This is a genomic window from Pantoea cypripedii, assembly GCF_011395035.1.
GTDB lineage: Bacteria > Pseudomonadota > Gammaproteobacteria > Enterobacterales > Enterobacteriaceae > Pantoea > Pantoea cypripedii_A.
This window is the reverse complement of sequence record NZ_CP024768.1, coordinates 516149-530253: the sequence shown is the minus strand read 5'-3', so window position 1 is coordinate 530253 and position 14105 is coordinate 516149. Positions and strand designations below refer to the sequence as shown.

Annotated in this window: 10 protein-coding genes; 6 read left to right on the top strand and 4 right to left on the bottom strand. The window is 58.8% G+C overall.

Annotated elements, in window-relative coordinates:
* Window positions 1-211 precede the first annotated feature (211 nt).
* Genes dacB through pmrB form a run of 3 tightly spaced genes read left to right on the top strand, consistent with a single transcriptional unit; the run spans window position 212 to window position 3362 of the window.
* Window positions 212-1645: a serine-type D-Ala-D-Ala carboxypeptidase gene (gene dacB / locus CUN67_RS02380; RefSeq protein WP_208713850.1), complete on the top strand. Its 1434-nt coding sequence runs from the start codon at window positions 212-214 to the stop codon at window positions 1643-1645.
* Window positions 1645-2307 (top strand): two-component system response regulator PmrA, encoded by a 663-nt coding sequence (gene pmrA, locus CUN67_RS02375; protein ID WP_084872237.1) that lies wholly within the window; start codon window positions 1645-1647, stop codon window positions 2305-2307. Before dacB ends, pmrA begins: the two co-directional genes overlap by 1 nt.
* Entirely contained in the window at window positions 2304-3362 is a 1059-nt protein-coding gene (gene pmrB / locus CUN67_RS02370) for a two-component system sensor histidine kinase PmrB (RefSeq protein WP_208713849.1), read from the top strand. Before pmrA ends, pmrB begins: the two co-directional genes overlap by 4 nt.
* On the opposite strand, the gene CUN67_RS02365 is transcribed toward pmrB, so the two are convergent.
* Window positions 3359-5611 (bottom strand): TonB-dependent siderophore receptor, encoded by a 2253-nt coding sequence (locus CUN67_RS02365; RefSeq protein WP_208713848.1) that lies wholly within the window; start codon window positions 5609-5611, stop codon window positions 3359-3361. The two genes, pmrB and CUN67_RS02365, sit on opposite strands and share 4 nt — an antisense overlap.
* Before the next feature lie 254 nt (window positions 5612-5865).
* Here CUN67_RS02365 and fes point away from each other — a divergent pair, with 254 nt between their 5' ends.
* From fes to CUN67_RS02350, 3 genes are read left to right on the top strand one after another with little or no spacing between them, the layout of a single operon-like run.
* Window positions 5866-7083, top strand: coding sequence for an enterochelin esterase (gene fes, locus CUN67_RS02360; protein WP_208713847.1), 1218 nt, complete (start codon window positions 5866-5868; stop codon window positions 7081-7083).
* A gap of 16 nt (window positions 7084-7099) precedes the next feature.
* On the top strand, window positions 7100-7321 hold the full coding sequence (locus CUN67_RS02355) for an MbtH family protein (RefSeq protein ID WP_084872228.1): 222 nt from the start codon (window positions 7100-7102) through the stop codon (window positions 7319-7321).
* The gene (locus CUN67_RS02350; RefSeq protein WP_208713846.1) at window positions 7314-11231 is read left to right on the top strand and encodes an enterobactin synthase subunit F; all 3918 of its coding nucleotides are present in this window, start codon (window positions 7314-7316) and stop codon (window positions 11229-11231) included. The genes CUN67_RS02355 and CUN67_RS02350 overlap by 8 nt, the downstream gene beginning before the upstream one ends.
* 75 nt (window positions 11232-11306) lie before the next feature.
* Here the strand turns inward: CUN67_RS02350 and CUN67_RS02345 are convergent, their stop codons facing one another.
* Genes CUN67_RS02345 through fepD form a run of 3 tightly spaced genes read right to left on the bottom strand, consistent with a single transcriptional unit; the run spans window position 11307 to window position 14028 of the window.
* On the bottom strand, window positions 11307-12107 hold the full coding sequence (locus CUN67_RS02345) for an ATP-binding cassette domain-containing protein (RefSeq protein WP_208713845.1): 801 nt from the start codon (window positions 12105-12107) through the stop codon (window positions 11307-11309).
* Window positions 12104-13075 carry an iron-enterobactin ABC transporter permease gene (gene fepG, locus CUN67_RS02340; RefSeq protein WP_208713844.1) on the bottom strand — a complete coding sequence of 324 codons (972 nt, stop codon included), beginning with the start codon at window positions 13073-13075 and terminating at the stop codon, window positions 12104-12106. The genes CUN67_RS02345 and fepG overlap by 4 nt, the downstream gene beginning before the upstream one ends.
* Entirely contained in the window at window positions 13072-14028 is a 957-nt protein-coding gene (gene fepD, locus CUN67_RS02335; RefSeq protein ID WP_254711372.1) for a Fe(3+)-siderophore ABC transporter permease, read from the bottom strand. Before fepD ends, fepG begins: the two co-directional genes overlap by 4 nt.
* Window positions 14029-14105: the final 77 nt, after the last annotated feature.

Sequence of the window (14105 nt, the reverse complement as noted above, 5' to 3'; positions counted from 1 at the left end):
ATCCTGACCGGTGACAGCAGAAAACAGCTTCTGCGGCGCGTTACCTCATTTTCACAAGCAAAAGAATCCTGACCCGGAAAGCTTTCCGGGTCAGGATTGGTTTTGCATTTTGATACGTATTTTACCCCAGAGTTCCCTGTGGGTCATCGTTTACTTTGCACCGTCCGGGGACGTAGTATTGTCGCCTTCACCCGTCAGTTACCGCGAGATTATGCGATTTTCACGACTTGTTACCGGATTAACCTGTGCGTTTATGCTGCAGGCACAAGCAGCCCCCGTTGAGGAATACATGCAGTATTTACCAGACGGCGCAAACCTGGCGCTGATGGTACAAAAAGTGGGCGCATCAACCCCGATAATCGATTTTCATGGCAAACAAATGGCGTTACCCGCCAGTACCATGAAGGTCGTGACCGCGCTGGCGGCATTGCTGGAGCTCGGGCCAGACTTCCGTTTTCAGACCACGCTGGAAACCAAGGGCGCAGTCAGCGATGGCACCCTGAATGGCGATCTGGTGGCGCGCTTTGCCGGTGATCCGACGTTAAGTCGTCAGGATTTACGCAACATGGTCGCCACGCTGAAAAAGCAGGGCATCACCCATATTAAAGGCAACCTGGTGATCGATACCTCGGTCTTCGCCAGCCACGATATGGCTCCGGGCTGGCCGTGGAACGATCTGACGCAATGCTTCAGCGCACCACCAGGGGCTGCCATCGTCGATAAAAACTGTTTCTCCGTTTCGCTCTACAGCGCCAGCAAGCCGGGCGAAACCGCCTTTGTGCGCATCGCCTCCTATTATCCGGCGCATATGTTCAGCCAGGTACGAACCCTCGGCCCCAACAGCGGCGAAGGACAATATTGCGAGCTGGATGTAGTACCAGGCGAACTGAATCGCTACACCCTGACCGGTTGCATGCGCCAGCGTGCCGAACCGTTGCCGCTGGCCTTTGCGGTGCAGGATGGCGCAGCCTGGGCAGGCGAGATCCTGAAAGATGAACTGCGTGCTGCGGATATCGACTACAGCGGCCATCTGGTGCGTCAGACGCAGGTCACGTCGCCGGGTACGGTGCTGGCTTCCACGCAATCCGCACCGCTACACGATTTGCTGCATACCATGCTGAAGAAATCGGACAATATGATTGCCGACACCGTGTTTCGCACCATCGGCCACCATTACTTCAACGTTCCAGGCACCTTCCGTGCCGGTTCTGATGCGGTGCGCCGTATTCTGCGCGAAAAAGCCGGTATCGATCTCGGCAACACCATTCAGGTAGACGGCTCCGGCCTGTCACGTCATGATTTGGTCGCGCCCAGTACGATGATGCAGGTGCTGCAATACATCGCCAAAAATGATTCAACGCTGAACTACATCTCCATGCTGCCGCTGGCGGGCTACGATGGCACGCTACAATATCGTGGTGGTCTGCATGAAGCTGGCGTTGATGGTAAGGTATCGGCGAAGACCGGTTCGCTGCAGGGCGTCTATAATCTGGCAGGATTCATTACCACTGCCAGCGGCGCGCGCGTTGCCTTTGTCCAGTATCTGTCCGGTTATGCAGTACCGCCGGAAGATCAGAAGACACGCCGCATTCCGCTGGTGCGTTTTGAAAGCCGCCTCTACAAGGACATTTACCAGAACAACTGATGAAACTGTTAATCGTTGAGGATGATGCGCTGCTGCAATCGGGCCTGGCCCAGGCATTGAGCGCCCAGGGTTACGCTGTCGACTGTGCCGCCAGCGCCGCAGAAAGCAATGCCTTGCTGCGCAGCGGCCAGTACAGCCTGATCGTACTGGATCTTGGTCTGCCCGATCGTGACGGTGCTGCGCTACTGCGTCAGTGGCGTCGCGATGGCATCGCCGTACCGGTACTGATTCTCACCGCCCGCGATGCGCTGGAAGATCGAGTGGATGGGCTGGATGCCGGTGCTGATGACTATCTGGTGAAGCCCTTTGCGCTGGTGGAGCTTCAGGCACGTGTGCGGGCCTTGATTCGCCGCTATCAGGGCCATAGCGATAACCTGTTGCAGCAGGGTGACCTCACCCTCAACCTCAGTTCTCAGCAGGTGCTGCTGGAAAACCAGCCGCTGGAAATCACTCCGAAAGAGTTCGCGCTGCTGACCCGTCTGCTGATGCGTGTCGGGCAAAATGTGCACCGCGAAACCCTGCAGCAGGATCTCTACAGCTGGAACGATGATCCCGGCTCCAACACGCTGGAAGTCCACATTCACAATCTGCGCCGTAAACTCGGCAAAGATCGTATCAAGACCGTGCGTGGCGTCGGTTATCGGCTGGAAGAACGCGAATGAATAGCATGCGTCAGCGCTTGCTGATCATGCTGGCGCTGATTCTGCTCACCTGCCAGATCATGAGCGCCATCTGGCTGTGGCACGAAAGCCGCGAACAGATTGGCTTCCTGGTGAATGAAACCCTCACCGCCAAAGCACGTAACGATCACGTCGAAAACGAGATCCGCGAAGCCATTGCCTCACTGCTGCTGCCTTCGCTGGTGATGGTGTGCCTGACGCTGCTGTTCTCCTTCTGGGCCATCAACTGGATTATCCGCCCGCTGAAGTCGTTGCAAAGCAGCCTCGCCCATCGCTCTGCCGATAATCTGTCCCCGCTGCCGCTCTATTCCGAGATGGAAGAGATCGTGGCGGTGACCACCTCGATCAATCAACTCCTGTCGCGTCTCGATCATACGCTGCAACAGGAACGCCTGTTCACCGCCGATGCCGCCCACGAATTACGCACGCCATTGGCCGGGCTGCGCCTGCATCTGGAGCTGCTGCAACAGCAAAACGTCCCGCAAAGTGAAATGCTGGTGGAACGTATCGACCAGCTGATGCACACGGTTGAACAATTGCTGATGCTGTCGCGTGCTGGTCAGGCGCTGGCCGGCGGTCACTATCAGCAGCTGCACTGGCGACAGGACATCATGCAGCCGTTGCAGCCGGAAATGGCCGAACTTTACGCCCAGCGTCAGCAGCAATTGTTCTGGCCGCAGGGCGAGGATGTGCCGCAACAGGGTGAAGCGGTTTTGCTGCGCCTGATGCTGCGTAATCTGCTGGAAAATGCTTCGCGCTATAGCCCGGAAGGCAGTGAAGTGAAGGTGTTGCTACGCGAAGAAGCAGACCAGGTGATTGTTGAGGTATGGGATCAGGGACCCGGCATTGAAGCCAGTGCGGCAGAGGAGTTGACGAAGGCTTTCCGCCGTCGCGATCAACGTTACGGTGGCAGTGGTCTGGGTCTGAATATTGTGCTGCGTATCGTGCAGATGCATCACGGCAGCCTGGAACTGGTTAACCGGAAGGACGGCAGCGGCCTGATTGCCCGCTGCCGTTTGCCTCATCATCTCAATTAGAATTGAGTGTTAAGGCTCATGTAGTAAGTACGACCTGAATCGTTGTAGGTGTTCGCACCGGCACCATACAGATACGCACCAGTCGTCGCGTTGCCGGTGGTCTGGGCATTACCCTGACGCCAGTGGCGCTTGTCGAACAGGTTGTCGATACCGAGCGTGACGCTGACGTACTTGTTCACATCATAGGTACCACTCATACCCAGGATGGAGTAAGGGCTGACCTGATCGGTGGCGCTGCCGGTAACCGGGTTGCCATGATAGTCATACTTCTTAGGCACTTGCTTGCCATACCAGGTAAAGGTGGTTTGCAGTGACAGATCCTGCGTTGCCTGCCAGCTCAGCGTCGAGTTCAGGGTATATTGCGGGATAATCGACAAACGATCGCCGGTCTCTTTGTTCTTACTCTGCAGCATATACGTGTAGTTGTTATTCCACGTTACGGTGTCAGAGAACGGGATATTGATGGTGCCTTCCAGCCCTTCAACCACGGCTTTCGGTACGTTTTCCCATTTGTAGATGTTGGTCGTGCCGTTAGACGCGGTACCGGTTGAAACCATCCCTGCTTCGATTTTGTTGCGATAATCGTTGCGGAACCAGGTCAGACCGGCCTGATAGCCCTCGTGTTTCCACTCCAGACCAATCTCTTTGTTGATGCTGTTTTCTGCTTTCAGGTCTTTATTACCCTGCAAATAACAGGCGCTGGACGCGTCAGCACAACCCTGACCGTTGCTGTACAACAGATAGTTCGGGTTGGTCTGATACAGGCTCGGGGCTTTATAAGCACGACCGATCCCCATCTTCAGCGTGAAGTCATCACCCAGTCCTTGCGACAGGTTCAGTGACGGACTCCAGTTGTTGCCAACAATCGAGTGATGATCGAAACGCAGGCTCGGCGTCAGCATGGTGCTGTCTGTCAGCTCCATGTTGTCTTCAGCAAACAGCGAGAAGATTTCAGCCTGGGAATACGGGCTGCGTCCGGTATTCGAGATACCCGGTACACTACCGTAGCTGGCTGCCTGGGTGGTTGAAGAAGGATCCTTCATGCGCTGCTGATTCCACTCAGTACCCAGCGTTGCGGTCTGGTTAACCAACCATTCAAACGGAATGCTGACTTCACTGTGCAGCATAATGTCGTCGAGCTGGATGGTGTTAAAACCACTGTTGGAGAAGATACCTTCGGTCCCGCCCGCCAGACCTTCATTGATACGGGTATTACGGGTTTTCTCGTAGCGTCCCCAGGTACTGGTGCTGATACCGTTGTCCCAGGCACCGGTCCATTTCAGCGAGATGTTCTGCCGATACAGGCGGTTGGTCTCATCACCATACAGGCTTTTCACCAGCGTACTGGTGTTGGTGTTCTGCGTATCACCGGCATACAGGTTGCCCTGACGGCTATAGCCTGCCTGCAATTCGAGGGTTTGCATCGGCGCAAACGCCCAGCTCAGTAACGCATTGATATCCTTGTTGACGGAACCTTCGCGTCCAGCCGGATAGCTGCCCGCATAAGTCCCGGTACGATCGGCGGCATGGCCTTCATTGATGTCGTAGGCATCGGCCTGCGTTTTGGCTAAGCCACCGTACAAGCGGAAGTTAAAGTCATCGCCCAGCGGCCCCTGCAGGCTGAAGTTGGTACGCTTGGTCGCGCCTTCATCCTTGTGCTGCGGTACGTTGAAATAGCTACTCCAGGAACCGTGCCACTGCTGGTCGGTGTTTTTCTTGGTGATGATATTCACCACACCGCCCGCTGCGCCGTTACCGTAGCGCACCGCTGCCGGACCACGGATCACATCAATATGGTCGATCAGCTCTGGCGGTACCCAGTTGGTATCGCCGCGCGTATCACGCTCGCCACGCCAGCCAAGGCGTACCGAGTTACGGCTGGTGATCGGCATCCCATCGACCATGATCAGGGTGTTTTCCGGGCCCATACCACGGATATCAATCTGGCGATTGTTGCCGCGCTGGCCGCTGGTGGAGTTACCGGTCAGGTTAACGCCCGGCATGGTACGGATGATTTCAGACACATCGCGCGCTGGCGGATGCTTTTTGATTTCATCGGCGGTAATGGTAGAAACGCCGGGAGCCTGCAATGTCTGCTGTTGGGCGGTCACCATCATGGTGCCCCCATCCACGGAAGCGGCGTCTGTGCTGGTAGTCGTGCTGCTGGAGGTTTCTGCTGCCCAGGTAGTACCGGAAAGAAGCCCCAGTTCAATCAGAATGGCTAATGATAAACGCGAATATTTTTTCATTTTTTCGTTCCTGGATTGCCAGCAAACGTAACTGGCGCGCCGGTGAGAAAGTCACAATCCTTTATCGTCGCCCTGTCCCAAACCTGGCAGTGCCATCCGTCGCGCATCCCTTCCTTTGTGAGAAAGGTGACAGGCGGAACGAGCGTGCTCATTTATGAGCGGAAACACCCTATTGCAAATGCAAATAATTATCAATAGTATTATCTGTAACCTTTGTGAAAAGATCCTTGAGTAAACGGCGACTGGCAGCACCTATGACCTGGCTAAACGAGATAACCGGCAGTGAAGCCTGGTGGCAGGAGCAGCAACGTAAAGGCATCCCGTATGTCGAGGGAGAAGTGGATGGCACATGTCAGGTCACGTTCTTCTGGCGCGATCCGCAGGGCAATGAAACGCAGTCGCGCACGCAGCGGGTGTGGATCAATATCACCGGCGTAACCGATCACCACCAGCACCGCCCCCCACAATCTTTGGTACGCGTCGCCAATAGCGATGTCTGGTACTGGCAAACCCGCCTGCCAGCGAACTGGCGCGGCAGTTACTGTCTGATGCCGGATACACAGGCGACCGATTTCGCCGGTGATGCCGACATGTATGCCCTGCGCAACTGGTGGCGCGATAAATTCCCCACCGCCCAGGCCGATCCGCTCAATGCCCTGCGTGGCTGGTCTGGTGGACGCGGTATGGGTGTTTCTCCCCTGCATCTGCCACAGGCCCCCAATCAACAGGTATGGCGCGCCATTGATGAAGGCCGTGCCCCTGTAATCTCCTTACAGCAATATCGCTGGGACAGCGCCTTACTGGGCAACAGCCGTTCGGTCTGGCTGTACTGCACTGGCGAGGCTGAACCCCGGCAGCGACCGCTGGCGATTTTGCTCGATGGGCAGTTCTGGGCGCACAGCATGCCGATTGCCGGTCCGTTGCAACAACTTACCGACCAGGGCGCGCTGCCTGCGGCGGTATATCTGTTTATTGACATCATCGACCGCGAACATCGCAGCCGCGAGCTGCCGTGCAATGCCCTGTTCTGGCAAGCCTTACAGGAAGAGCTGCTCCCTCAGGTCGCGCAGTGGGCACCGTACCGGCAACAGGCGGATAGCACCGTGGTGGCCGGACAAAGCTTTGGTGGCCTCGCCTCGGTATTCGCGGCGCTGCACTGGCCACAGCAGTTTGGCAATGCCATCAGCCTGTCCGGTTCCTTCTGGTGGCCGGAACGCGGCAACCCGCACGGCTGGCTGCTTCAGCAGCTGGAACAGGGCCTGGCACCACATCAGCCACTGCGTTTCTGGCTGGAAGCCGGCATTCGTGAGGGGCTGATTTTGCAGGCGAATCAGCAATTGCAGCAGTTGTTGCAGGCGGCCGGTTATCAGGTGGATTACCAGCCGGTGGAAGGCGGACACGATGCGCTGTGCTGGCGTGGTGGTCTGCTGGATGGCCTGCAAGCGCTGTGGCGCAATCCGACCCCGCATTAAACAAGCAGGAGCCGACATGGAACATCGCAATCCCTTTGACGATCCGCAGCAGGATTGTCTGGTGCTGCGCAATCCGCAGCAACAATACAGTTTATGGCCCGCGTTCAGCGCCCTCCCCTCTGGCTGGCAAACCGTGTTTGGCCCACAGCCGCAGCCCGCTTGTCTGAGCTGGCTGGAACAAAACTGGCAGGATATCCGGCCGCTGACGCAGGACACCAACCGGAGCGACAATGTCTGAATCCCTGATGAACCGACACCACACCGAACAGCAAACCCTGCCGCTGGTGGCGGCACAGCCCGGTATCTGGATTGCCGATCAGCTGTCTCGCCATCACAACGCCTATGCGGTCGCACACTTTATTGAATTGCAGGGTGATATCGATAGCACCCTGCTGTGCAAAGCGATTATTGCGGGCATGCAGGAAGCCGATACGCTAAACATGGCGTTTGGCGAAGTTGACGGCGAGGCGCTGCAATGGCCGCAGGCGCAGAACTTTAGCCTGCCTCAGGTCATCGATCTGCGTACAGAAGCCGACCCCGCTGGCAAAGCCCGCGCCCTGATGCGCGACGATATGAACGGCGATTTGCGCGTGCTGAGCGGTGCACCGCTGTATCATCATTGCCTGTTCCGGCTGGGTGAGCAGCACTGGTTCTGGTATCAGCGTTATCATCATCTGGTGGTGGACGGGTTCAGCTTTACCGCTCTGACGCGCCGCATCGCCAATCTGTACAGCGCCTGGGCACAGCAGCAACAAGCGGAGCCAACGCCCTTTATTCCCTTTAGCGAGGTGGTGGAAGAGTATCAGCGCTATCAGCAATCCACTTCCTTCACGCGTGACAGCCAGTTCTGGCGCGAAAAAGGGGCCTGCCTGCCTGCGCCCGCCTCACTGTCACCGCAGCCACTGGCAGGACAAAGCGCCAGTACCGATCTACTGCGCCATAGCCTGACGCTGGATCGTGCCACTTTCCAGACACTGGTAAGCCAGCATCCTCAGCATAGCGCTGCCGATCTCGCTTTCGCGCTGGTGGGGCTATGGCTGGCCCGCCTGAGCGGACAAAACGCTTTCTCCGCGGGCTTTATCTTTATGCGGCGTATCGGTTCGGCCGCGCTCTGCGCCACCGGTCCGGTGATCAACGTGCTGCCGATGGCGATCCATTACGATCCGGCACAACCGCTGGCTACGCTGGCGACGCAGTTAGCCAATGAAGTGAAGAACATGCGCCGCCACCAGCGTTACGATGCTGAACAGGTGATGCGCGATCTCGGGCGTCTCGGTGATGGCGATCCGCTTTACGGACCGGTGATTAACCTGAAGATGTTTGACTACCAGCTGGATTTCGCCGGTGTTGAGGGGATTACCCATCAGCTGGCATCCGGCCCGGTGCGCGATCTGGAAATTGCCATCTACATCAGCGAGCAGGGTGAACTGACGCTGGAGCTGCTGGCGAATGCGGCGCGCTACACTCTGCCCACTCTGCAACGTCATAGTCGTCGTTTCGCCTTGTTACTGGCGCAACTGGCGGCGGACCCGCAGCGCCCGTGTGGTGAGCTGGATCTGCTGACGGCAGAGGAACATCGCCAGCTGGCTGATATCAATCACACCGCGCATCCGCTACCGGCTGAAACGCTGGCATCACTGCTGGCGCGTCAGGCCGCGCGCACCCCGGAGGCCCCGGCACTGGCCGATGCACAACATCAGCTGAGCTATCGTCAGATGCAGCAGCAGGTCTTTGCGCTGGCGCAGCAGCTGAGTCGTGCTGGCGTGCAACGTGGCGATATCGTGGCGGTGGCTCTGCCGCGTTCGGTGCAGCTGTCGCTGGCGTTACAGGCGATTGTGACACTGGGTGCCGCTTATCTGCCGCTCGATACCGGTTATCCCGACGACCGTCTGCAACTGATGCTGGAAGACGCCGCACCGCAAACCCTGATTACCTCGGCTGCGCTCTCAGCACGCTTCGCGGCCATTGCGCCGGTCAGCCAGTTGCATTTCGATACGCTCTCCTCTGAGCTGCATGCCCCAGCCCCAGCCAGCGCGCCGCAACCGCAGGACGGGGCCTATATCATCTATACCTCGGGTTCGACCGGGCGTCCCAAAGGGGTGCTGGTTGGCCATGAAGCCATCGTCAACCGTCTGTTGTGGATGCAGGATCACTACCCGCTGCAAGCTGATGATGTGGTGCTGCAGAAAACCCCGAGCAGCTTTGACGTTTCGGTGTGGGAATTCTTCTGGCCGCTGCTGGTCGGCGCGCAGCTGGTAATGGCCCCGCCGGAAGCCCATCGCGATCCGGAAGCCCTGCAACAGTTGTTCGCGCAGCATAAGGTGACCACCACCCACTTCGTTCCCTCGATGCTGGCGGCCTTTGTCGCGGCATTGCAGGATGATGCGGCCATCAGGAGCTGCGCCAGCCTGCGCCGCGTCTTCTGTAGCGGTGAAGCGTTGCCGACCGATCTGTCACGCGAGTGGGAACAGTTGACCCGGGTGCCGCTGCACAATTTGTATGGTCCGACGGAAGCGGCGGTGGATGTCAGCTGGTATCCGGCGTTTGGCGAAGCTCTGGCGGCGGTTGAAGGAGCCAGCGTACCGATCGGTTATCCGGTATGGAACACCGGCCTGCGTATTCTCGATGCCCGCCTGCAACCGGTGCCGCCTGGTGTCGCTGGCGATCTCTATCTGACCGGAATCCAGCTGGCGCATGGCTATCTGGGACGTCCTGATCTCACTGCCAGCCGTTTTGTCGCCGATCCGGCGGGCAACGGTGAACGTATGTACCGCACCGGCGATGTCGCACGCTGGCTGGACAATGGCGCGGTGGAATATCTTGGCCGCAGTGACGATCAGTTGAAAATTCGCGGCCAGCGTATCGAGCTCAATGAAATCGATCATGTGCTGTGCGCGCAGCCTGGCATTGATCAGGCAGTCACGCACGCGGTGGTGCTGGGTGGTGCTGCGGCGCAGGGCGATGCCCGTCAGCTGGTGGGTTATGTGATTGCCGACCATGCGGTTGATGGCGAAGCACTACGTAATGCGCTGGCTCAGCAATTGCCCGCCCATATGGTGCCGGTGTCAATTGTACAGCTGGATGCCTTCCCGCTCAGCAGCAACGGCAAGCTGGATCGCAAAGCCCTGCCGCTGCCGCAGGCCGCCACGGCCAGCGCCGGACGTGCGCCTCACCCAGGGCTGGAAAGCCAGCTGGCAGCGGCGTTTTGCCAGCTGCTGGCCCGCGACAGTATCAGCGCACAGGATGATTTCTTTGCCCTTGGCGGCCATTCGCTGCTGGCAATGCGCCTGGCCGCGCAACTGCGTCGGGAGCTGCAACAGCCGGTATCCGTGGGTCAGATTATGGTCGCATCGACGGTTGAAAAGCTGGCGGTACTCCTGAGCGATACGCAGTCCCACCAACAGGCCGGTTTCGAAGCGGTGTTGCCGCTGCGTCAGGGCAATGGACCCAACCTGTTCTGCTTCCACCCGGCCTCCGGTTTTGCCTGGCAGTTCAGCATCCTGCAACGCTATCTTGACCCCCGCTGGTCGCTGATGGGTATTCAGTCGCCGGATACCGACAGCCCGCTGAATCAGAGCACGCATCTGGACGAGGTTTGTGACGCCCATCTGCGTACCCTGCGCGAGGTGCAGCCGCACGGTCCTTATTACTTCATTGGTTATTCGCTGGGCGGCACCCTGGCACAGGGCATTGCCGCACGGCTGACGGCCGCCGGTGAAGAAGTGGCGTTCCTTGGCCTGCTCGATACCTGGCCGCCGGAGACGCAGAACTGGGATGAAAAACGTGGCGAGAACGTGCTGGATCCGGCCGTGCTGGAAGAAGTGAACCGTGAGCGTGAGCAGTTTATTGCCGCGCAGCGTCACCAGGCGGGTGAAGAGATGCAGGCGATGTTCGATACCATCGAAGCCAACTACGCCAGCTCGGTACGCCTGCTGGCAACCGCCCGCAGCGCCCACTTTACCGGACGCGCGACGCTGTTCCTGGCGGAGCAGACGCAGCAACCGGGGCAGGACGCGCGACGCGCCTGGTCACCGTATGTCGGTGAACTGGAAGTGTGGCCGATGGATTGCGCCCACGTGGATATCATTTCACCGCAGATGTTCGAGCAGATTGGCCCCTTGTTGCATCGATTGTTAGCAGAACTGTAAACCCGGTGCGCATCAATGCGCACCCTACGCGTAGGGTCGGGATTTATCCCGACCAGGTTAATCAGCGCACCGGCCTTACGCCTTTGGTCGTCCCAGCGGTACGATCATCGGCGTATGCGCCACGGGATCTTCCACAATCACGCAGCGCAGGCCATAAACCTGCTCAATCAGCGCCGGAGTGACAATTTCTGCCGGTTTCCCTTCGGCAATAATCCGTCCATGACGCATCGCAATCAGGTGCGTGGCATAACGGCAGGCATGATTCAGGTCATGCAACACCACCACCAGCGAACGTCCGTGCTGCTGATTCAGATCCTGCATCAGCTCCAGCAGCTCAATCTGATGGGTAATATCCAGCCAGGTGGTGGGTTCATCCAGCAGCAATAACGGCGTCTGCTGTGCCAGCACCATCGCAATCCACACCCGCTGACGCTGTCCACCGGAGAGCGTATCCACCTGCTGCTGCGCCAGGTCAGCCACGCCGGTCGCCAGCATCGCCTGCTGTACCGCCGCCTCATCTTCGGCACGCCAGCGGCCAAACAGCTGCTGATGTGGATAACGTCCGCGCGCCACCAGTTCGGTGACGCTGATCCCCGCCGGGGCGTTGGAACTTTGCGGCAGCAGGCCGAGACGGCGCGCCACCTCTTTCGTGGGATAGCGGTTGATGGCATCACCATCGAGAAAAACCTGGCCTTTCAGCGGAGGATTAAGGCGGCTCAGGGTACGCAGCAGGGTCGATTTTCCGCAGGCATTTGGGCCGATAATCACCGTCAGCTCCCCCTCCGGGATCGCCACCGACAAATTCTCCGCCACCACTTTTTTGTCGTAGCCCAGCGTCAGCCCTTCGCCATAGAGACGTGAAGGAATTTCGGTCATTGGCGTCGCGCCTCCCGCACCAGTAAAGCAATCAGATAAAGTCCGCCGAGGCTGACGGTAATCACGCCAACCGGTAATTGATAAGGCAGGAACAGGTGCTGCGCGGCAAAATCCGCAGCGATCAACAGCAACGCACCGCAAAGCGCGGTCAGTGGCATGCCGCCGCCGAGACGACGGGCGATCTGCGGTGCCAGTAAGGCGATAAACGAAATCGGCCCGACCAGCGCCGTTGAGGCCGCAGTCAGTACCACGCCGAGCAACATTAACCACAGGCGACTACGTTCAACCGGTACGCCAAGCGCACAGGCGGTGTCATCCCCCATTTCCAGCAAACGCATCCGCCGCGCCAGCAGTGCCACCAGCAGCAAGCTCAGCAACAGCACAGCAATCACCGGCGGCGTCTTCGCCCAGGTGATGCCGTTGAGCGACCCGGCACTCCATAAACCGGCGCTGACCGCAGATTCGAGCGAAGCGCTGATAATCAGCCAGCTATTGAGCGCCATCAGCAAGGCACGCACGCTGATGCCGACAATGATCAAACGGAAGGTTTCCACCCCATTACGCCAGGCAAACACATACACCAGCGCAGCCGTGATAATACCGCCCAGCAGCGCGGCGAAGGTTATCGCCGAGGCATTTTGATTAAACAACACCAGCGCCACCAGCACACCGCTATAGGCCCCGGTGTTAAAACCTAAAATATCCGGGCTGCCGAGCGGGTTACGCAGCAGCGACTGGAAAATCGCGCCACTGATGCCGAGCGCCGCGCCAATCAGCAGCGCCATCAGCACACGCGGCAAGCGCCATTCCAGCAGGATCAGTTTCACGTTGCTGGCACCCTCCCCCAGCAGCACCTGCCACAGCTGTTCGCCAGTGATCGGTAGCGCACCGCGCGTCAGAGCCAGAAAAGCCAGTAGCCCGCAGCCCAGCAGCAACCAGAGAGCATGCCATAGTGAGCGCTGTGTCATACCGCACCTCGCCCTAATTTGCGCCGTACCAGCACGATCAGCATCGGCGCACCGAGCATCGCGGTGACGATTGACACCCGCAACTCGCCGGGCACCAGCAGGCGACCGATAATATCTGCCGCCAGTAGCAGGATCGGCGTCACCAGCGCGGTGGCGGGCAACAACCAGCGATGGTCATTCCCCACCAGCCAGCGCGCCAGATGCGGCGTCATTAAACCGAGAAACGCGATCGGTCCCACTGCTGCCGTCGCCGCGCCACACAACAGCGCAATCGCCAGCAGCCCGAGCAGTTGAGTACGCGCCACGCGGGTTCCCAGCGCCGTCGCCATATCGCCGCCCATACTCAGGCTGTTAAGCGCCTGAGACAGGCAAAAAGCCACCACGCTACCCACCAGCACGGCAGGAAACAGAGTACGCAGAATGGTGAAATTGCGGATATCCAGCGAGCCGCTATGCCAGAAACGCAGATGATCGTAGATGTCAGGGTTGAGCAGTGATATCCCCGAGGTTAGCCCTTCCAGTACCGCCCCCAGTGCCACGCCTGCCAGGGTCAGACGCACCGGATTCACGCGTCCGCCGCCAATCGCCCCGGTCATCGCCACCAGCAGCGAAGCCAGCAGCGCGCCGCCAAAAGCAAACCCGAGCCATGCGACCGGTGTGTCGGCACCAAACAGCGCAATGCCCAGCACCACAGCAAAACCCGCCCCGGCGTTCACCCCGAGAATACCCGGATCGGCCAGTGGGTTACGCGTCAGGCTTTGCATCAATGCGCCTGCCAGCCCCAACGCGACACCCGCCAGCAATCCTGCCAGCGTTCGTGGCAGACGCGCATCGCGCACAATCACGCAATCCGCGTCAGAGCAGCTTGAAGTAAGCGAATGATAAACATCGGAAAAAGAGATAGATTTTGCCCCCAGCATTAAACTGAGGGCAATAAGGAGCACCAGCAGCATCCCTGATCCTGCGAGTGCACGAGTCTGGCGCATAGCGTTCTGAACCTTCTACTTAACAACGTTTTCGCGTGCGTAAG

What these genes read in the sequence shown, in the direction of transcription:
- fes (WP_208713847.1), top strand. Translation starts at nt 5,866, where the DNA reads ATGACCTGGCTAAACGAGATAACCGGCAGTGAAGCCTGGTGGCAGGAG.
- CUN67_RS02345 (WP_208713845.1), bottom strand. Translation starts at nt 12,107, where the DNA reads ATGACCGAAATTCCTTCACGTCTCTATGGCGAAGGGCTGACGCTGGGC.
- CUN67_RS02350 (WP_208713846.1), top strand. Translation starts at nt 7,314, where the DNA reads ATGTCTGAATCCCTGATGAACCGACACCACACCGAACAGCAAACCCTG.
- dacB (WP_208713850.1), top strand. Translation starts at nt 212, where the DNA reads ATGCGATTTTCACGACTTGTTACCGGATTAACCTGTGCGTTTATGCTG.
- pmrB (WP_208713849.1), top strand. Translation starts at nt 2,304, where the DNA reads ATGAATAGCATGCGTCAGCGCTTGCTGATCATGCTGGCGCTGATTCTG.
- fepD (WP_254711372.1), bottom strand. Translation starts at nt 14,028, where the DNA reads ATGCTGCTGGTGCTCCTTATTGCCCTCAGTTTAATGCTGGGGGCAAAA.
- CUN67_RS02365 (WP_208713848.1), bottom strand. Translation starts at nt 5,611, where the DNA reads ATGAAAAAATATTCGCGTTTATCATTAGCCATTCTGATTGAACTGGGG.
- pmrA (WP_084872237.1), top strand. Translation starts at nt 1,645, where the DNA reads ATGAAACTGTTAATCGTTGAGGATGATGCGCTGCTGCAATCGGGCCTG.
- CUN67_RS02355 (WP_084872228.1), top strand. Translation starts at nt 7,100, where the DNA reads ATGGAACATCGCAATCCCTTTGACGATCCGCAGCAGGATTGTCTGGTG.
- fepG (WP_208713844.1), bottom strand. Translation starts at nt 13,075, where the DNA reads ATGACACAGCGCTCACTATGGCATGCTCTCTGGTTGCTGCTGGGCTGC.